The sequence below is a fragment of the Campylobacter concisus genome, assembly GCF_902460575.1.
Taxonomy (GTDB): Bacteria; Campylobacterota; Campylobacteria; order Campylobacterales; family Campylobacteraceae; genus Campylobacter_A; species Campylobacter_A concisus_AW.
Genome location: NZ_CABPUY010000001.1, coordinates 405,011 through 423,779, shown reverse-complemented (window position 1 = coordinate 423,779; position 18,769 = coordinate 405,011). Strand labels below are relative to the sequence as shown.

The 18,769-nt window shown below is 40.5% G+C and carries 20 protein-coding genes; 7 read left to right on the top strand and 13 right to left on the bottom strand.

The features are described from left to right. Positions 1–2 precede the first annotated feature (2 nt). The 7 genes from F3G76_RS02080 to F3G76_RS02050 are packed head-to-tail and all read right to left on the bottom strand — an operon-like array spanning position 3 to position 4,854. Positions 3–539: a hypothetical protein gene (locus F3G76_RS02080; protein WP_002942078.1), complete on the bottom strand. Its 537-nt coding sequence runs from the start codon at positions 537–539 to the stop codon at positions 3–5. After that, positions 532–1,053 carry a PilN family protein gene (locus tag F3G76_RS02075; protein WP_002941847.1) on the bottom strand — a complete coding sequence of 174 codons (522 nt, stop codon included), beginning with the start codon at positions 1,051–1,053 and terminating at the stop codon, positions 532–534. Before F3G76_RS02075 ends, F3G76_RS02080 begins: the two co-directional genes overlap by 8 nt. Next, positions 1,050–2,054, bottom strand: a complete 1,005-nt coding sequence (locus tag F3G76_RS02070) for a DUF8341 domain-containing protein (protein ID WP_149705780.1) — start codon at positions 2,052–2,054, stop codon at positions 1,050–1,052. The genes F3G76_RS02075 and F3G76_RS02070 overlap by 4 nt, the downstream gene beginning before the upstream one ends. Before the next feature lie 60 nt (positions 2,055–2,114). Further along, entirely contained in the window at positions 2,115–2,561 is a 447-nt protein-coding gene (locus F3G76_RS02065) for a hypothetical protein (RefSeq protein ID WP_149705779.1), read from the bottom strand. Further along, positions 2,551–3,330 (bottom strand): lysophospholipid acyltransferase family protein, encoded by a 780-nt coding sequence (locus F3G76_RS02060; protein ID WP_149705778.1) that lies wholly within the window; start codon positions 3,328–3,330, stop codon positions 2,551–2,553. Before F3G76_RS02060 ends, F3G76_RS02065 begins: the two co-directional genes overlap by 11 nt. After that, positions 3,311–4,612, bottom strand: coding sequence for a tRNA (N6-isopentenyl adenosine(37)-C2)-methylthiotransferase MiaB (miaB, locus tag F3G76_RS02055; RefSeq protein ID WP_103558508.1), 1,302 nt, complete (start codon positions 4,610–4,612; stop codon positions 3,311–3,313). The genes F3G76_RS02060 and miaB overlap by 20 nt, the downstream gene beginning before the upstream one ends. Further along, positions 4,612–4,854: an HP0268 family nuclease gene (locus tag F3G76_RS02050; RefSeq protein ID WP_149705777.1), complete on the bottom strand. Its 243-nt coding sequence runs from the start codon at positions 4,852–4,854 to the stop codon at positions 4,612–4,614. Before F3G76_RS02050 ends, miaB begins: the two co-directional genes overlap by 1 nt. 172 nt (positions 4,855–5,026) lie before the next feature. On the opposite strand from F3G76_RS02050, the gene nusA reads away from it, so the two are divergent. Together nusA and F3G76_RS02040 are read left to right on the top strand one after the other, a co-directional pair. Further along, positions 5,027–6,130, top strand: a complete 1,104-nt coding sequence (gene nusA / locus F3G76_RS02045; RefSeq protein WP_012139939.1) for a transcription termination factor NusA — start codon at positions 5,027–5,029, stop codon at positions 6,128–6,130. Continuing rightward, entirely contained in the window at positions 6,130–6,609 is a 480-nt protein-coding gene (locus F3G76_RS02040; RefSeq protein WP_149705776.1) for a GNAT family N-acetyltransferase, read from the top strand. Before nusA ends, F3G76_RS02040 begins: the two co-directional genes overlap by 1 nt. A gap of 67 nt (positions 6,610–6,676) precedes the next feature. Here F3G76_RS02040 and F3G76_RS02035 read toward each other — a convergent pair whose 3' ends face one another. Further along, a complete protein-coding gene (locus F3G76_RS02035) occupies positions 6,677–7,276 on the bottom strand; it encodes an outer membrane beta-barrel protein (RefSeq protein ID WP_149705775.1) in 600 nt (199 codons plus the stop codon). Between the two features lie 159 nt (positions 7,277–7,435). Between F3G76_RS02035 and F3G76_RS02030 the strand changes: the two genes are divergently transcribed. Next, a complete protein-coding gene (locus F3G76_RS02030) occupies positions 7,436–7,648 on the top strand; it encodes a transcriptional regulator (RefSeq protein ID WP_002941953.1) in 213 nt (70 codons plus the stop codon). Positions 7,649–7,767: 119 nt separating this feature from the next. On the opposite strand, the gene rho is transcribed toward F3G76_RS02030, so the two are convergent. The 3 genes from rho to F3G76_RS02015 form a co-directional block, all read right to left on the bottom strand. Then, positions 7,768–9,111 (bottom strand): transcription termination factor Rho, encoded by a 1,344-nt coding sequence (gene rho, locus F3G76_RS02025; protein ID WP_002941811.1) that lies wholly within the window; start codon positions 9,109–9,111, stop codon positions 7,768–7,770. Between the two features lie 163 nt (positions 9,112–9,274). Further along, positions 9,275–10,360 carry a pyridoxal-phosphate dependent enzyme gene (locus F3G76_RS02020; RefSeq protein WP_149705774.1) on the bottom strand — a complete coding sequence of 362 codons (1,086 nt, stop codon included), beginning with the start codon at positions 10,358–10,360 and terminating at the stop codon, positions 9,275–9,277. A gap of 20 nt (positions 10,361–10,380) precedes the next feature. Then, a complete protein-coding gene (locus F3G76_RS02015; RefSeq protein ID WP_103558502.1) occupies positions 10,381–10,764 on the bottom strand; it encodes a RidA family protein in 384 nt (127 codons plus the stop codon). A gap of 146 nt (positions 10,765–10,910) precedes the next feature. On the opposite strand from F3G76_RS02015, the gene F3G76_RS02010 reads away from it, so the two are divergent. Genes F3G76_RS02010 through ccoS form a run of 3 tightly spaced genes read left to right on the top strand, consistent with a single transcriptional unit; the run spans position 10,911 to position 14,175 of the window. Beyond that, complete coding sequence (locus F3G76_RS02010) at positions 10,911–11,531, top strand: helix-turn-helix transcriptional regulator (RefSeq protein ID WP_149705773.1); 621 nt, start codon at positions 10,911–10,913, stop codon at positions 11,529–11,531. Beyond that, positions 11,528–13,906, top strand: coding sequence for a heavy metal translocating P-type ATPase (locus tag F3G76_RS02005; RefSeq protein WP_149705772.1), 2,379 nt, complete (start codon positions 11,528–11,530; stop codon positions 13,904–13,906). Before F3G76_RS02010 ends, F3G76_RS02005 begins: the two co-directional genes overlap by 4 nt. Then, positions 13,906–14,175 (top strand): cbb3-type cytochrome oxidase assembly protein CcoS, encoded by a 270-nt coding sequence (ccoS, locus tag F3G76_RS02000; RefSeq protein ID WP_103640143.1) that lies wholly within the window; start codon positions 13,906–13,908, stop codon positions 14,173–14,175. Before F3G76_RS02005 ends, ccoS begins: the two co-directional genes overlap by 1 nt. On the opposite strand, the gene F3G76_RS01995 is transcribed toward ccoS, so the two are convergent. Continuing rightward, complete coding sequence (locus tag F3G76_RS01995) at positions 14,110–14,718, bottom strand: LysE/ArgO family amino acid transporter (RefSeq protein WP_223227393.1); 609 nt, start codon at positions 14,716–14,718, stop codon at positions 14,110–14,112. The two genes, ccoS and F3G76_RS01995, sit on opposite strands and share 66 nt — an antisense overlap. A gap of 117 nt (positions 14,719–14,835) precedes the next feature. Here F3G76_RS01995 and F3G76_RS01990 point away from each other — a divergent pair, with 117 nt between their 5' ends. Further along, positions 14,836–16,497 carry a DNA polymerase III subunit gamma/tau gene (locus F3G76_RS01990; RefSeq protein WP_149705770.1) on the top strand — a complete coding sequence of 554 codons (1,662 nt, stop codon included), beginning with the start codon at positions 14,836–14,838 and terminating at the stop codon, positions 16,495–16,497. Positions 16,498–17,304: 807 nt separating this feature from the next. Here the strand turns inward: F3G76_RS01990 and glnA are convergent. Next, complete coding sequence (gene glnA / locus F3G76_RS01985; protein ID WP_103570159.1) at positions 17,305–18,735, bottom strand: type I glutamate--ammonia ligase; 1,431 nt, start codon at positions 18,733–18,735, stop codon at positions 17,305–17,307. Positions 18,736–18,769 lie beyond the last annotated feature (34 nt).

Here is an 18,769-nt window from a genome sequence, read left to right as displayed (position 1 = left end):
TCTTACTTCAACCCAAAAACTTTTATGTTAAAGGTTGTGTGGATCTTGTCGTTTTCGCCTTTCATGACGATAGGAAATTCTGCTTTTATGATGCTGTCGTAGCTGCTAAGTGCGTCTAAAAAGTCATAAAATTTTTGCGGGGTTTTAAGCGAGCTAGTGACGTTTAGGCGGTATCTAAAAAACTTCTCAGTTGCGTTATTTTCACCTTCTTCTATCTTGCTAAGGCTCACTTCGCTAAAAAATTGCGATGCGAAATTTATAAATTTGTCCTTATCAAAAGCTGTATCATAAGCCAAGATGATAGCGCCATCTTTTTGTCTTGTCGCTTCAAGTGCTTTAAATTTGGCTTCAAATTCATTTTTTACCTTCGTGTATGATGAGGTTTGCGAGTAGTTTTGTCTTGAGAGGCTTTTAAATTCTTTTATATTTGGTACGATAAAGCCAAATATCATAATGAAGCAAACTATGATAAAAGCAAATATAAAAAGTAAAAGCTTTACTGGGTCGATTTTTTCTAAGCTCGTATCTTTTTTACTCATTATATCCCTCAGAATTATCAATCTTATTTGTGCTTATAAAGCCGTACCAGCCGTTTTTGCTCTGATAAAAGCTAGTGTTTGACGTGGTGAAAATCGACCTTAGCGGCGACGCTAAGAGCTGGTTAAAGACATCCTTTGTTGGCGTTATACCGCGTATGATGAGTGAGTTTTTATCCATAAAAACCTCTTCAAGCGTGATGCTATCAGGCACAAGGTCAAAGAGATTGTGCAAGCTTTGCTTTAGGATAGAATTTGATGTAAAGATATCGTTTGCCGAGTCTATCTGCACGGCAAGTTTGGCTGAAATTTCATCCGTGGTGACTATCTTTTGGCTAAGCTCTTTTTGCTCGTTTGCTAGAAATTCTATATTTTTTTTGGTTGAGTAGTTTTTATAAACGATGAAGAAATTTGCCACCAAAAGCACCACAAAGACAAAGCCGATGAGGCTTAGCCAGAGCTTACTAAAGATAGATAGAAGCGGTCTTGGTTCTGGGGTGATGAAGCTAAATTTCATAGTGTTATCTCTTCTTGCATGATCTCATTCATGATGTGATTTGTGTTGATCGGATAGCTTGATGTCTCCACAAATAGTTCTGATTGCAGGTATTGTAAAAAGGTTGCGCTCGTCTTTGTGTTTTCAAAAACGATGATCTGCTCGATAAAATCGCCGCCGTAGATTGGATTTTCATAAAATTCTTTCATGGCCTTTGCGATGTAGTCAAACATCTTCATATCGCGTCCAAAGATCGCTACTGACTTCTCGACATTGGTCGAAGCTGGCATATTTAGCTCGTAGTTTAGATCTTCAAATTCTTTTGGTTTATCATCACTTAAAAAATCATCCAAACTCTTAAAATCATCAAGCGCAGTTGCGCCATCTTCTTCTTTGACGATGAGGTTATCTATGTCTGTTATATCCTCTTCTTTTAGGCTTTCGATCTCTTCGTTGCCCTCTTCAGCGTCACTCATATTTAAAAACGTAGAGAGCTTCATCTGCTTATCTTTAAATATCGCAAGCGCAAAAGAGTGCGAGTGGATGTAGAGATATAGCGTGGTTTTTGGCGAAATTCCACGCTTTAAAAGCTCGTGAAAGAGCAGGGCGATAGGTGAGTAGATAAGATCGACAATACCTTGCCCAAAGAGGTTTTTATATCTCCTTATAGCATTTAAATTTGCATATATGCTCCAGCTATCTTGCATCACAAGGCTGGTTAAATTTTGCGTGTTGATGTTAAATTTCTTGTACTCGTCAAAGTTAGCAGTAGGTAGCGCACCTTGTGAGTCGTCGTTAAAAAAGAGCGAAACATAGACGCCAAAATAGGTCTTTTCTTGCTCTTCTATGTATTTTAAAACTTTTTCATCAACATTTTCGATGCTTATGTCTGTAAATTTAGCATTTGTAGTTTTTATGAGCTTGCCATTTCTAAAAACCTGACCGTAAAAAACGCACTCATTGCCCTCGATCACGGCGCTTAAGAAAAGGTTTGAAAAAAGCTTTTTGATGCTAAAAGACATAACTCTCCTAAATTTAGTGCATTATTTTTGATATGTTAGCTAAAAAGGGATTAAATAACTTTAAAACAGCTCGTTTTTTAGTTTAGCAAACGCCTCTTTCATCTTTAGAGCTTCGCTTTTTAGGCCATCATCAAGCAAAGCAGAATTTCTTAAGCTTTCAAAATCCTCTATCATCACATCACACATCATTTTGATGCGCTCATTATCAGCCTTACTGACGCCATTTTGGCTCATTTTTTTGATGCGCTCTAAATACTCTTTGCCATTTTTTATGTATGAGCTAAATTTTATCGCTGCCTTGCTTTGATTAAGCGTGGTGGTGGCCATTTTGTTGTAGGCGTCAAGATCAAGGGCTTTTTGGCTTAAATTTAGAGCCTTTTCATACTCTTTACTCTTGTAGTAAAATTTCGCTTCAAGAGCGAGTTTATAGGAGTTGTCGCTGTAAAAAAATAGCCCAAATAAAGCTACTATGAAAATGGCTATAAAGATAGAAATTTTATTTTTCATAAATTTCGTCCAAAATTTCTCTTATCTCGTCGCTTATTTGCGGATTTTTATGCGCATATTTTTTCCACCAAATTTTTAAATTTGACCTAAAGTCCTCTTTGTTTTGTAACACGCTCTTGCCGCCGTCATTTTGTGAGGCTTGCCAAAGCTCGTTTTGTATCTTCTCTTTTGCCTCTTTGTGCTCTAAATTTGCCACGCTAAAAGGGGCTGAGAGGCTAAAATTTATAGTTGAAAATGGCTTTGGAAGTATCATCTTATCCCAGCTTTTAAACTCCCAAAATGAGTTTGCTTCGAAATTTAGCGCGTAAATTTCACAAGATGACTTTTGCGCGATCACCGCAGCTCCGTCTGCTACGCTATGTCTTGGTCCGCGTGGGCCATCTGGCGTGATGATGACGTCATGGCCTTGCTTTATCTCTCTTAGAGCTTCTATAAGCGCTCTTGCACCGCCTTTTGAGCTGCTGCCTCTGATAGTGCCGATGCCAAAAAATTTGATTATTCTGGTGATGAGCTCGCCATCTTTGTGGTCGCTTATTATCACCTTGCCTTGTTTTCTGTTTTGACTGCTCCACCAGCGTCTGTAAGCAAAGCTCATAAAGCTAAGTCTGCCGTGCCAAAAGACGACGACGCAGCCATTTTGTGGCAAGAAATTTGGAGTGTAGCTCTTTTTGCAGGTTAGAAAAATGAGCCACATCAAAATGTAGATGAAAAATACGCCAACATTTAGGGCGAGCTTTTCAAGGGTGTTTTTAAATTTGCAGCTCGCCATACAAAACCATTCGCTTTGGATTTGTGATCTTTACTTTTTGCGTAGTGCCAAGAAGCTCTTCGCTGCCATCAACTTGAACTAAAAAGTTGTTAAAACTTCGCCCAGCAACGCCACCATTTGCCCTTAGCTCTTCAAAATATACATCAAAAATTTTATCTTTTTGTGCCGCCACGATCTCGTCTAAAATTTCGCTGTGGCGATTTTGCAGGCGAGTTAGCCTTTCTGAGGCGGTCTTGTCGTCTATTTGATTTGTAAAAGTAGCTGCCTTTGTAAGCGGACGAGGTGAATACTTAAAGCTAAAAATTTGCTCAAATCTAACTTGCTCAAGCACGTCCATCGTATCTTCAAATTCATTGTCGCTCTCGCCTGGAAATGCGACGATGATATCAGTTGAGATGCTCACATCTGGGCACATCTTTCTAAGTCTTAGCGCTCGGTCTAAAAACCACTCTTTTGTGTATCCACGCTTCATCTCGCGCAAAACTTTTGTGTTTCCACTTTGAAGTGGCATGTGCATAGACTTGCAAATTTTTGGGTTATTAGTGAAAATTTCAAGAAATTTATCATCCATGTGAAGCGGGTGCGGGCTTGTAAATCTTATCCTCTCAACGCCCTCTATCTCGCTTATCTTTACTAGCAGGTCGCTAAAATCGATATTTTCTTGCACGCCTGAAAATCTTTTGCCGTAGTTATTGACATTTTGCCCTAGTAAAAATATCTCTTTTGCACCGCTTTTTGCGGCCTTTTCTACCTCTTTTAGGATGAGGCTTGAGGGGATAGAAATTTCATCGCCTCTGGTGTGTGGGACGATGCAGTAGGTGCATTTTTTATCGCAGCCGATCGAGATGTTGATGTGGCTTTTGTATGGCGAGCCTCTAAATTCGCCAAATGCGTATTCGCTCTCGTCGTGGTTGATGTCGGTTGAGATAAATTTAGGTGTATTTACAGCCTTTGTGATCTTGCTAACATTTCTTGCGCCAAGGACAAAATCAACATAAGGCGCGCGCTTAAAAATTTCACTACCCAAATGGCTTGCAGTGCAGCCACAAACGCCTATTTTAGCACCTCTTTTTTTGGCTTTTTCAAAGGCTCCGACCTCGCTAAAGAGCTTATGAACCGGCTTTTCACGAACTGAGCAGGTATTTATAAGGATTAAATCAGCTTCTTCAATGTTTTGTGTTAAGGAGTAGTCTTCTTTTTGTGAGAGCTCGGCTATGATATGCTCGCTGTCACGAACATTCATAGCACAACCTAGAGTTTGGATAAAGAGTTTTTTACTCATTAAAGTATATGCACTTCATACATATAATCGCTATCATCAAGGCCGTATTTTACGGTTCTGTGATAAACGCTTAGCCCTTTTTCTTCAAAGTGCTCGACTAAGGCGATTAGCTGTTTGTGCGTGTTTTCTTTATCAAAATAGAAAATTTTCTGTCCCTCTTTTTCGACAGCTGCCCCTATCTTTTCTAGTGAAATCGTTTTTGGTTTTGCGTCTAATTCGGCTCTTGCAAGTTTAAGCTCCATTTTTAATCCTTTCAAAATCTTAAATTTTAATCGGTCAATATACCCAAATCATCATAAAAAAAGGATTAAATAAAAGTTAATAACAAGCTTAAAGTTATTAAAAGTATGGCTTATGTATAATTTCAAAACTTCACGAAAAATCCCCGAAATTTATCGTCACAATGGAGAAAAAATGGAAAGAATTTCAGATATCATCGAATCAATTGCAAATGAGAAAAATTTAGAGATAGAAGATGTAAAAGAGCGTGTCATAAGGGCTTTGATAAACACTGCTAAAAGGGTTTATGGCGAAAATTATGAATATGATGTAAGCATCGATGCAAATAAAAATTTAAAGCTTTATCAAAAAATTTCAATCGTAGCAAACGACGATGAGAGGCTTGCTGAAGACAATGAGCACTTTTTAAGCTTAAAAGAGGCTAAAAAGATAGATAGTGGCGTAGAGATCGGAGATGAGCTCACTTACGAGCTAAGCCTTGATAACCTTGGCAGAACCGCAGCCCAAACGCTTCACAAAGAGCTTGAGTATCACATCCAACGCCTAGTTGAAGAGAAAATTTTACAAAAATATAATGAGATGAGCGGTCACATGGTCTTTGGTCCGGTTGTTAGGGTTGATAACGACGAAAACACCTTTATCGAGATAGATGAGCTTCGTGCTATATTGCCACGTAAAAACCGCATAAAAGGCGAGAAATTTAAAGTAGGCGATGTGGTAAAAGCGGTCATTAGAAAAGTTTTTACAGATAAAAATTTAGGCATAAAGGTCGAACTTTCAAGAACTTCACCTAAATTTCTTGAAGCGCTGCTAACTTCAGAAGTGCCTGAGATAAAAGACGGCGGTATCATCATTCAAGGAAGTGCGAGGATCCCTGGTGAAAGGGCAAAAGTAGCGCTCATCTCAACCACTCCAAACATCGATCCAGTCGGCGCAACGGTCGGTACAAAGGGCGTTAGGATAAATGCCGTAAGCAAAGAGCTTCATGGTGAGAGCATCGATGCGATCGAATACACCACTGAGCCAGCGATCTTGGTAGCTCGCGCTATGGCACCTGCGATCATCACATCTGTAAAGATCGAAGAAAACAAGGCGATCGTGACACTTGCGAGCGAGCAAAAGAGTAAGGCGATCGGCAAAAATGGCATAAATATCCGCCTTGCAAGCATGCTAACTGGCTATGAGATCGAGCTAAACGAGCTTGGCTCAAAAACTAGCAGCAGTGGCGAAAATGGCGAAATGGTCAAGGATCTAAAAGCACTCTTTGGTGATAACTAATGAAATTTCAAATAAGAAAAGCAACGAGAGCTGATATAGACGTGATCTGCGAGCTTGTAAGGGAGCTTGCGAGCTATGAAAAGATGAGTGATCAAGTCACTTTTACAAATGAAATTTTTGCAGACTCCATCTTTAATAAAAATCACGCAAAAGCCCTTATCTGCGAGAGTGAGGGTAGGGCTATTGGCTATGCTATCTATTTTTACACGTTTTCTACGTTTTTAGGGCTTGGTGGGATCTATCTTGAGGACATCTACGTCAAAAAGGAGTTTAGAAATCAAGGCATCGGCAAGGCATTTTTTAAATTTCTAGCTCAAATTTGCAAGGATGAAAATTTAAAAAGGCTTGAGTGGTGCTGTCTAAACTGGAATGAACCAAGCATTAAATTTTATGAGAGCATGGGCGCTAAAAACCAATCTCTTGAGTGGAGAACCTACCGTTTAGACGGCGAAAATTTAGAAAAACTGGTAAATTTATAGTTTATTTTTAAAGTAGGGCAGTTAGTTAAAAGCTCAAATTTGCTTTGAAATTTGAGCTTGTGAGTGATTAAAATTTATATGTATATCCCATATAAAGACCGATGTTTGTCTCTTTGGCATCAATCATATCAAATTTACTAATCTTGCCATAGTCAGTTCTATCAGCTTTTAGACCAAACTCAACTGCATTGTTTTCGTTGATAGAGTATTCGGCACCAACTTTTGCACCAAGTATCCAGCCGTTTGTGCTAGCACTTTCCATCGGATTTTCAGCATCGCCACCCCTTAGTTTAAGCTTTGAAAAACCAGTGTAACCGCCAAGAACTAGTTTTAGATCTTTTGCTACGCTTGGAGTATAGTCAGCTCCAACTATAAATTTATGAGTTTTCCATTCAGCTACGCTTTTATCTTCGTCATTTGCTGTTTTCTTAACTTTAAAATCATAAATGTAAGCACCATAAACTCTAGCCACATCAAAGTCATAACCAGCTTTTATGCCAAGACCTGGTTGCGCTTTTTTAGCTTTTGATTTGCCATTGTCGCCTTTTGCTGTTAAATTCGAATTAAAAGAATAATCTCCTTCAACTCCCACAAACGCTCCTTGCGCTAAAGCGACGGCACTAGCTAGGCTTAAACCTAAAGCAACTTTTAAAACTACATTTTTCATTTTTACTCCTTATTTAAAAAATGTTACGTGGCTATTTTAAATTTTCTTATATTAAATAAAGTTTAAATATTCAATTAAATTAATAAAAAACATAAAATAATTCAATTGTTTTTTTATCAGAATAAAATTTATAAAATCACTCAAAAAAAGGAGTGTAAAGTGGCTAAGATGACAAAACGTGATATGGCTTATCATTTAGACGTTGATGTCGCAACGCTTTACAACTGGCGAAAACACAAGCCCAACCTTTATCGTATCGTGATGCTTGGATTTAAATTTGACGAGCTTATCGAGCAGAGTAAAAAGACTTGCAACGAGCTTTGCGAATATGAAAATTTAATCAATCAAGACATAGAAAAATTTAGTAAATAATCGTAATCTTTCTTATAACTGCAAGTGCTTGAAAATTTAAAATTTATAAGATATTTTTGGCTAGATATTTTAAGTGAATAAATTTGAGCTCAAAGCAAGTGCTTTAAGCTCAGTTAAATTTACTCGTTTAGGATAGAGAGGAGCTCTTTGTTATCTTTTGTTTTTAGCATTTTTGCGTATAAGAATTTAAGCGCTTCGACATCGTCCATTGTCGCGATCGCAGAGCGAATAGCCCAAATTTTTTGAAGCTCATCAGGTTTTTGAAGTAGCTCTTCTTTTCTGGTGCCTGATTTTAGCACGTTGATAGCTGGGTAAATTCTGCGGTCTGAGATGTTGCGGTCAAGCACGATCTCGCTGTTTCCAGTGCCTTTAAACTCTTCAAATATCACTTCATCCATGCGTGAGCCAGTGTCTATAAGTGCTGTTGCTATGATGGTTAGTGAGCCGCCGTGCTCGATGTTTCTAGCTGCGCCAAAGAAGCGTTTTGGCTTGTGAAGTGCGTTTGCATCCACACCGCCTGTTAGCACCTTGCCGCTTGGTGGGGTCACTGTGTTGTAGGCGCGTGCCAGACGGGTTATGCTATCAAGCAAGATGATGACGTCTTTGCCCATCTCAACTAGACGTTTTGCCTTTTCGATGACTAGCTCTGCTACGCGGACGTGGTTAAGCGCTGGCAGGTCAAATGTCGAGCTAAATACCTCGCCTTTTACGCAGCGCTGCATATCGGTAACCTCTTCTGGTCTTTCATCGACTAGAAGCACCATTAGCTGGGCTTCTGGGTGGTTTTTGGCGATGCCGTGAGCTAGCTCTTTCATAAGCTCAGTTTTACCACTTCTTGGAGGCGCGACGATGAGACCACGCTGACCCTTGCCAATAGGCGTGAAAAGGTCAAGCACACGGCCCGTTAGTTTCATCGGATCATATTCTAAATTTAGCTTTTCAGTTGGGAAAAGTGGGGTTAGGTTGTCAAAAAGTGGTCTCTCTTTTGCATCTGCTAGAGGCATGTAATTTACCGCTTCGATCTTTAAAAGGGCGTAGTATTTTTCTTGATCTTTTGGCTCTCTTACTTGGCCGGTGATGATGTCGCCCACACGAAGTGCAAATTTGCGGATCTGCGAGTTTGAAACATAAGCGTCGTTTGAGCTGTCGCTTAAATTTGCATCAACAGCCCTTAAAAAGCCGTAGCCCTCGTTTGTGATCTCTAAAATTCCAGTAAATAGTATAAAGCCGCCTTGTTTTGTCTGGGTTTTTAGTATCTCAAATATCAAATCCTGTCTGCGAAATTCGCGTGGATTTTCGACGCCAACGCCATTTGCGATCTGCACTAGCTCATCTAAGCTAAGCGTTCTTAGCTCTTCGATCTTGTGTCCATCGACTGGTACGTGGGTTCTTGATGCTTGATGTTTTTTTGTAGTTTTTGTGTTTTGAGCAGCACTTTGCTCGGTTTGGTTGTTGTTTTCCATTTTTCCTCTTTAAATGCGGGGATAAGATTGCAGAATTCTGGGCTTCAAAAGTTTTTTGAAAGTTTTGGCATTTTATAAAAATAAAACTTTGTTGTCAAGAAATGCCACAACCAAAGTCGCTAAAGTAGGCAAATTTGCAGGCAAAATGACCTGCAAATTTAAATCAGTGCTCGCTCTTTAGTCCAGCACCGCACATCGAGATGATGCTTCTGCCCTCTAACTTGTGTGATTTTGCGTAGCTTGTGTATGCCGCGTAGATCGCTGCTGTGGTGTGCTCGACGTAAAAGCCGCGGCTTGCTAGGAAATTTCTAGCTGGCTCAATATCCTCTTCTTTTATCGTGATCACTTCGCGTTCGCCTGCGTAACTGCTAGCTAATATCTCAGCGCCACGAGCAGGTTTTGCGATAGCTATGCCCTCAGCCAAAGTTGGCTCTGGCTTGATCGCACGTGGCTCGCCTGTTGCCCATAAAAATGGTGCGCACTTTTCGCTTTGAACGATGAAAATTTTAGGTAGTTTTTTGATCACTCCTGCTTCATATAGCTCATTTAGCGCGATCTCGCAGCCAAGTAGCAAGGTGCCGTTGCCAACTGGCAAAAAGAGATTTTCCGGGACAAAGCCAAGCTGCTCGTAAATTTCATATATATATGTTTTAGTGCCTTGGTAAAAAAGCGGGTTAAATACGTGGTTTGCATAAAAAATTCCCTCATCTTTTGCCCTTTTTCTACAAGCATCTGCCGTCTCGTCTCGCGTGCCGTCAAAGACAACCGCCTTTGCGCCGTAGTACTCAAGCATCTTTATCTTTTTCTCGCTCGTGCCTTTTGGGACGTAAATTTCACACTCTATGCCAGCTCTAGCCGCGTATGCAGCGACCGAGTTTCCAGCGTTTCCGCTGCTATCTTGCAAGATCTTTTTAATGCCATGAGTTTTACAAAACCAAATAAGCATCACCGCACCCCTATCTTTAAAAGAGAGCGTTGGCATCGCGTAGTCCATTTTAAGATAGAGCGAGTCATCAAATTTCACGCTCTTTGTTAGCCCTTCGCCAAGGCTGATGTCGCGCCAAAGCTCGTTTTTAATAGGGAAAAACTCTTTGTATCTAAATAGGCTAAACTCGCGCTGGTCGATCAAATTTAGATCAAATTTGGCCGGCTTAAACTCCAGATCATAAAGCCCACCGCACTCGCACGCAAATATAGGCGTCTCAAAACTAACGCTCTTGCCGCACTTTGAGCAGATAAATTTAGGCATTTTCGCTCCTTTAAAGCTTTTTAAAGTTTTCTATCAAGTATGGCTGTAGCTTCGATCTCTAGCAGGCAGCCAAAGTGAAGTTTGTTTGTCGGCACTACTACGCGAGCTGGCTTATGATCGCCAAAAAATAGCGCATACTCGTCATCTATCTCGTCCCAAAAGTCGATATCTGGCGTATAGACGCGGCACATCAAGATGTCATTTCTTGTCGCATTTGCTAGCTTTAGCACGTTATCAAGGTTTTTTAAAGCCTGCCTTGTTTGCGCCTTTAGTCCCTCTGGGATCTGCCTAGTCTCTGGGTCCATACTAAGCTGGCCTGAGATGTAGAGGATGCCGTTATGCTCGGTCGCCAAAGAGTAGTGAGCCTTTTTCTTTTTTGAAATTTCTGTTTCGTAGATTTTCATATTTTCTCCTTAAAAATTTAAAAAATTATAGATAAAAATTTATTATTTTCACTTAAATTTCACAAATTTTCATAAAAAATTATATTTTTCTTATCGAAATTTTAAAAATATTTTGGCTAAACTTAAACAAAAACAAAAGGCGCCTTATGCACCATATATTAAAGGCATTTATCCCAACGGCAAATCTCATACAAAAAAGCTCGCCATTTGCCTGCGAAGTCGTCCTGCACGATTTCTCTCACCCGCAGCGCTCAGTCGTCTATGTAGCTGGCGACGTCACTGGCAGAAAGGTCGGACAAAGTTTTGACCACCTTGTAAGCGAGGTCTTAAACAGCAAGAATTTCAAAGACGACTATGTGGCGAACTACTTTTTTACCAAGGATGAAAAGCTAGTGAAGTCTTCAACTGCCTTTATCAGAGACGAGCACGGCGAGATCATAGGAGCGATATGCGTAAATGTCGATGCTAGCGTGGCAAAGAGCCTTTTTGAAATGGCTGGGAATTTCTTAAAAACGAGCGAAAATGAGCCAAAAAGCGAGCAAAACGACGATGTGATGCAGATAGTTTTAAATTTGATCGACAAGATCATCGCCAAAAACGAGGGCAAAAAGCTTAAAAAAGAGCAAAAGCTAGAGCTCGTGGGCTTTATGAACGAAAAGGGCATTTTTAATATAAAGGGCGCTATCGAGGTCGTGGCAGCCAAGCTAAACGTCTCAAAGATCACGATATATGGCTATTTAGACCAGCTTAAAAAGAAGCGTCCGTGAAGTGTAGGTGCTCTCACTGCAAGCAAAGCTTTGATGAAAGCGCGATGATAGAGGCTAAAGGCGGGCTCAAGTTTTGTTGCGCTGGCTGCAAAGGTGTCTATGAAATTTTAAATGAAAGTGGCCTTGGCGAGTTTTATGAGAGGCTTGGCAAAAACACGCTAATGCCTGCAAAAAACGGCGCAAATGTCAAAAATTTAGCGGCAAATTTTAGCGAGCTAGTGACAAAAGAGGGCGAGTTTTCTAAAATTTCACTTCTCATTGACGGTATCACCTGCTCAGCGTGCATTTGGCTGCTTGAAAAGGCGCTTTTTAGCCTGCCTGGTATCTTGGAGGTAAATATCAACTCGCTTAGCCAAAAAGCAGTCATCGTTTACGATGAGCAAGAGCTTTTGGTAGAGCAAATAATTGAGAAAATTTACGCCGTTGGCTACACTCCAAAGGCCTACGCAGCGAGCCAAAAAGAGGACGAACTAGTCAAAAAAAGGCGAAATTTCTACGCAAAAGCGCTTGTTGGCGTCTTTGCCACGATGAATATCATGTGGCTGGCGATCGCGCAGTATGGTGGCTACTTTAGCGGTATCAGAAGCGACGTGAAGGACCTGCTAAGCTTCGCGCAGTTTGTGCTGGCAACGCCTGTGCTTTTCTACACCGGCAGCGAGTTTTTCAAAGGGGCAAAAATCGCTATCAAAAACGCCTCGCCAAATATGGACCTGCTCGTTATCACTGGAGCTAGCATAACCTATATCTACTCGATATTTGCGATGCTTACAAGAAGTGGCGAGAGTTATTTTGACTCGGTAGCGATGATCATAACCTTTGTTTTTATCGGTAAATTTTTAGAAATTTTAGGCAAGAAAAAGGCACTTGAGACTTCAAATTTCTTAAGCGATATGTTGCTTGCAAAAGTATGTGTTTTAGAGGATGGCAAGGATATTTTAAAAGAGCCAAAGGATGTAAATTTAGGCGAAAAGATCGTGCTAAGAGCTGGCGAGAGGGCGCTACTTGATGGTGTGGTTCTTAGTGGCGAGGCAAGCATCGATAGCTCAAGCTTAACAGGCGAAAGCTTACCACTTTTGTTAGGCTCTAGCAGTGAGGTCAAAAGCGGCGTCGTTTGTTTAAATGGGCAGATCGTCTATGAAGCAAGACAAATTTTTAAAAACTCGTATCTTAATAAGCTTATAAATTTACTCCAAAACGCAGAGCTAAAGAAGCCAAATATCGAGCTAGCAGTCAATAAAATCGCCTCGAAATTCTCTCTTAGCGTGCTTACTCTAGCGTTTTTTACATTTTGGTTTTGGTATTTTAAATTTAGCTTTTCAGAAGCGGTAGTGACAGCCGTGAGCGTCATCGTCATCGCTTGCCCTTGTGCGCTTGCCCTTGCCACGCCAGTTAGCAGCGTTTGTGCCCTTGGGGTTGCCTTTAAAAACAAGGTGCTTTTTAAGGAGGCTAAATTTTTTGAAAGCCTTGCAAAGTGCGATGTGGCGGTCTTTGACAAGACTGGGACGCTTACAAAGGCCAAATTTGAAGTTGGCGAGTTTTTTATAAAAGATGGCGTGAGTGTCGATAAAATTTACTCGCTTTGCCTCATCTCAAACCACCAAATAAGCGTGGCGGTGGCCGAGTTTTTAAAGCAAAAAGGTGCAAAAAAAGTTGAGCTTGAAAATGCAAATTTAAGCGTGGCAAAGGGAGTTAGCGCTGATATTATGGGTGAGCGTTTTGTGGCTGGAAGTAGGCGCTTTTTGGCTGAAAATGGGGTCAAATTTGATGAGAGCGAAGAAAATGTGAGCTTTTTTGTTGGCAAGCAGGGCGAGCTGGTGGCTAAATTTTACCTAAAAGATAGCGTAAAGCCCGAAGCAAAGGCTTTGATAGACGAGCTAAAGAGCGCTGGCATGAAGGTGTGCATCCTAAGTGGCGACGTGCAAAATGTGGTAAAAAACGTGGCAGATGAGCTTGGCGTGAGTGAGTTTAGGGCAGGGATGCTGCCTGATGAGAAGGCTAAATTTATAGCTGGTCTCAAACAGCAGGGCAAAAACGTGCTGATGGTGGGAGACGGTATAAATGACGCAGCAGCGCTAAGCCTTGCCCACGTGGCCATTTGCATGGGAAGTGGCGCGGCGGTGAGCTTAGAAAAAAGCGACGTTGTGCTGCTTGATGATAGCCTGCAAAGCCTAGCAAAAGCGGTGAAAATTTCAAAATTTACATACAAAACGATAAAGCAAAATTTACTCTTTTGCCTGCTTTATAACGCACTTAGCCTGCCATTTGCCGTGTGTGGCTACGTCATGCCGCTATTTGCCGCGCTTTTCATGTCGGCAAGCTCGCTAAGCGTCATACTAAACTCGCTTTTTATAGTTAGAAAATTTAAGGACAAATAGTGGATACAACGACTCTTGCGATGCTTGTTTTTATCTCGGTTTTGATGGGGGCGGCCCTGCTTTTTGGCGTGCTTTGGGGGATAAAAAATAGGCAGTTTGAAGACTACCGCAAATTTTTAGACGGAGCAAATTTAGATGGCGAAGACGCGCTAAATGAAGCCTACGCACTCGAACTTCGCAAAAAAGAGGCACTAAAAAAGAGGCTAGAAGCTAGCAAAAAGGAGCATGAAGGCAAGGGCGAGCATGATGAGGCCGACAAAAAACTCTAAAATTTTCCAAGAGATGGGCCTTGCAAAAATGGGCGCTAAAAACCTAGCCAGATAGCCAAGTGAGAAGAAAAAACAAAACGAGGCAAGACTAGCTCCCACGCCAAATATCAAATTTTCATCTTTAAATTTAGTAGAAACTGAGCCTATTAGGATCATCGTATCAAGATAGACGTGAGGGTTTAGCCAGGTAAAAGCGAGCGTTAAAAGGATATTTTTCTTTAAATTTGATCTGGAATTTTCACCGCTGGTATCCATGCTAAGGTCCTTAAAAAAGCACGTGTGAAAGCTCTTTAGCGCGTAAAATAGTAAAAATAAAAAGCCACCATATAGGGCGATTTGCTTGATGATAGAAAAATTTTGCACGAGGCTAGCAAGTCCAAAAACTCCTGCAAAGATCAAGGCAGCATCGCTAATAGCGCAAATAAGACAGATGATAAAGATATTTTCTCTTTTGATGCCCTGTTTTAGCACAAATGCGTTTTGCGTGCCAATGGCTAAAATGAGCGATAAAGAGGTGAAAAATCCAGATATAAATGCTTGCAAATTTATCCTTCTCGCTAAAGTTTTGCTTAAATTTAGCAAAATTTAACTTTATCATAACCATAAATTTATGCCTTTTTTTATAAAATCAGCAAATTAAAATTGCAAAAAGGAAAGCAGTTGCAAGCACTAGCCCTAAAATATCGACCAAAAAATTTTGACGAGCTCATCGGACAAGAAGCCGTAAGCAAGAGCCTAACCCACGCACTTGATGAAAATAGAGTGAGCCATGCCTATTTATTTTCAGGCCTTAGGGGAAGCGGCAAGACATCGAGTGCTAGGATATTTGCAAAGGCTTTGGTCTGCGAGAAAGGGCCAACTTCTAGGCCTTGTGAGGTCTGCGCGCAGTGCGTGATGGCAAATGAGTCGCGCCACATGGACATCATCGAGATGGACGCAGCCAGCCACAGAAAGATCGACGACATAAGAGAGCTCATCGAGCAGACAAAATACGCTCCGACGGCTGCTAGATATAAAATTTTTATCATCGATGAAGTGCATATGCTAACAAAAGAGGCGTTTAATGCGCTCTTAAAGACGCTTGAAGAGCCACCAAGCTATGTTAAATTTATCCTAGCGACGACTGACCCTTTGAAGCTGCCAACAACGGTGCTTTCAAGGACGCAGCATTTTAGATTTAAGCAGATAAGCAGATATGAGATCGTAAAACACCTTGAATTTATCCTTAGCAAAGAGGGCGTGAGCTACGAGAGGGAGGCGCTTGAGATACTAGCTAGAAGCGGCGGCGGCTCGCTAAGAGATACGCTAACCCTGCTTGATCAAGCTATTATTTATGGCGCTGGCAATATCACAAAATCAAGCGTGGCAGCGATGCTCGGACTTCTTGATCCAAGTAGGATCGAGCAGATCATCGAGCGCGTCGCAAATGCCGATAAAAACGCCATAAGAGTGCTAGTAACCGAGCTTGAGACCTATGAGCCAGAGATGATCATAGATGAAATTTTGGCAAATTTAAAGCAGAGATTTTTAGACAACGACCCGAAATTTTCACTTCTTATATATGAGAGATTTTTCAGGATTTTGGCGCAGGCAAAGTCGATGTTAAGCGTATCAAGCGACAATGGCTTTGTGCTGATGCTTATGCTTTTTATGATGATAGAGGCGCTAAATTTACAAGATATCGATGAAGCTATAAAGCTTGCTAAGAGCGAGCCTAGCATGGTTATAGAGCCAAAAGCTGGCGTGAGTGAGCAAATCTTAGCCCTAAAAGAAGCGCCAAAGTCGCCCTACGAGCAGTTTGTGGCAAAAATTTATGATAGAAGCTTTGAGCTTGGAGAAATTTTTAAAAATCATATAAGTTTTAGTTTTTTAAATGAAAATGAGCTTGGTTTAGTCGTCAATGCAACTGGCGATGAGCTGGTATTTTTCAAAAAAAGCTGGGGCGTAATGCATGAAATTTTACATACAATTTTTGGTAAAAAAATAAAGATCGTAAATGCTAAGACGCAAATTTCAGCCGCAAAGCCTGAGCCAGAAACTCCGCCACAAGAGCCACAGGATAAATATAGCTACCTTGATGAGGAGATCGCTAAGATAAAGGCTAGACAGCAAGACGAGCAAAAAGATGAGCCAGTAAGCAAGCCCGAGGTAGCGCCTGAAACTAGTGTAAATGCGCTATCTCAGCCGCAAAATGACTTTGCAAAAGAGCTGATGTCGCTAAGTCAGAGCAAGAGCCCAGAGGAGCTTAAAAAGCAAAGAGAAGAGGGCGTGATAAAAGAGGCAAATAGGCTCTTTGGACAGCCTGAAGTGCAAAATAGCTAGGAATTTGGCTCTTTTGTAAATTTGCTTGATTTAGCGCTTTAAATTTGACTTTTTGGCTTAAATTTTTAAATAAAAGTGGTCAAATTTAGCTTTTTAATAAATTTATCTGCGGCGGCAATATTGGCTAAATGAAATCCTAAATTTATATTGCAAATTTAAAAGAGCTAGGGCTTGTTAAATTTGAACTTTTAATGAGGCGATAAATTTAAAACTATGGCAAATTTAACCCTTGTTTGCAAAATAAAATTTAATTCTATTTTTAATCACTGTAGGATTTTATATTTCAAATTTGAAGTTTAAAATTTATCCGATGCGGTTTTTTGGATATAAACTTAAATTTCTAAATTTGCATGAACTTAGGCTTATTAAATTTAACCTTTCTAAAGCAAAATTTCTAAATAAAATTAGTCAAAATTTAGCTTGTTGTTTTGTTTTGATACTTAAATTTAAAGCCTAAATTTATCTGTTATAACCATTTTGCTAAGCAAAATCCCAAAACTATGAAAGTAAATTTACAATGGCTATGACTTGTTAATTTTTAAATTTATCCTTTTGGACAAAAATTCTAAACAAAAGTAGCCAAAATTTAGATAGGTGTTTTTGTTTTTATGTTTTAAGCTTGAGGTCTTAAATTTATCCGTCATGGCTTTTTGGATATGAGTTTAAAGATCTAAATTTGCATGAGTTTGGGCTTATTAAATTTAAAATTTATTCTTGTGCGTAAAGCCAAATTTAGACCAAAATTTAACTATATAGACTTTATATTTAAAAAAATCCCCAAGCCCAAAAAAGCTTGGAGATTGCGTTTTAGCAAGAGAAGCAAGTCTTAAACTCATAAGCGGTTGGGCGCGCTTCGTAAGGCCAAACCTGAGTTTCAAATTTCATGTGTTGATAAGTGTCGATGAAAAGATCGCTCATTATCGGTTTTAGGTATTCATTATCGCGGATAAGCGCTTCAAGGCTGCCACGAAGTGTATGTGGGAGCTGCTCGATGCCGCGTTCTCTGATCTCATCAAGGTGAAGTTTAAATAAATTTTCATCCATCGGGCCAACTGGCTCGTATTTGTGTTTAACGCCATCAAGGCCCGCCATTAGCATCGCTGAGAAGGCTAGATAAGGGTTTGCTGTGCTATCAGGGAATCTCATCTCAGCTCTAACTGACTTCTCGCCAGCGCCGTAAGGTATGCGGATGCTTGCTGAGCGGTTTTGGCTTGAGTAGGTGAGGATAGATGGCGCTTCAAAGCCTGGGATTAGGCGTTTGTAGCTGTTTGTGCTTGGGTTTGTGAAGGCTGCAACGCTTCTTGCGTGTTTTAAAACGCCGCCGATGTAGTATCTTGCAAAGTCACTTAAATTTGCGTAGTTGCCCTCTTTGTAGAATAAATTTTTGCCATCTTTCCAGACTGATTGATGCACGTGCATGCCGCTGCCGTTGTCGCCATAAAGTGGTTTTGGCATAAATGTAACTGTCTTGCCGTTTAGGTGAGCGACCATGCGAACGACGTATTTGTAAATTTGAACGTTGTCAGCAGCCTCGACTAAGTTGCCAAATTTCACGCCGATCTCGCCTTGACCTTGAGCGACTTCGTGGTGTCCTAAAAATACTTCAAGTCCAACTTGCTCTAAAACCTGCATCATTTCAGCTCTTAGATCGACCATGCTGTCGATTGGCTGAGTCATCAAGTAGCCGCCTTTTCTGCGTGGGCGGTGACCTGTGTTGTAGCTATCTTTGAAGTCCGCAGCGTCGTTCCACTCGCCTTCTTCGCTATCTACTTGATACATCGCGCAGTTTGGGCTGTCGATGATTTTGACGTTGTCAAATACAAAAAATTCATTCTCAGGGCCAAAATACGCCTCGTCGCCAAGTCCGCTATCTTTTACATATTGCATCGCTCTTTTTGCGATCGAGCGAGGACATTTTTCATAAATTTGACCTTTGTAGATATCGTAGATATCGCAAAAAACAACGACTGTGATGTCAGAGGTAAATGGGTCCAAAAACGCAGATGTCGCTTCTGGCTTCATTATCATATCGCTCTTGTCGATAGGCTGCCAGCCGTTCATCGAGCTAGCGTCCATCGGGATGCCGTTTGTGAAATTCTCTTTTGTAACAGCTTTTATGTTGTAGCTTATGCTGTGCCAAGCGCCGTTTAGATCGGTAAATCTAAAATCTACAAATTTAACTTCATTTTCTTTGCAAAAATCAAAAAAATGATCGATGTTTTGGACAAATTTTCCCATTTTTTATCTCCTTCTGGTTTTTAATTTTCGTATT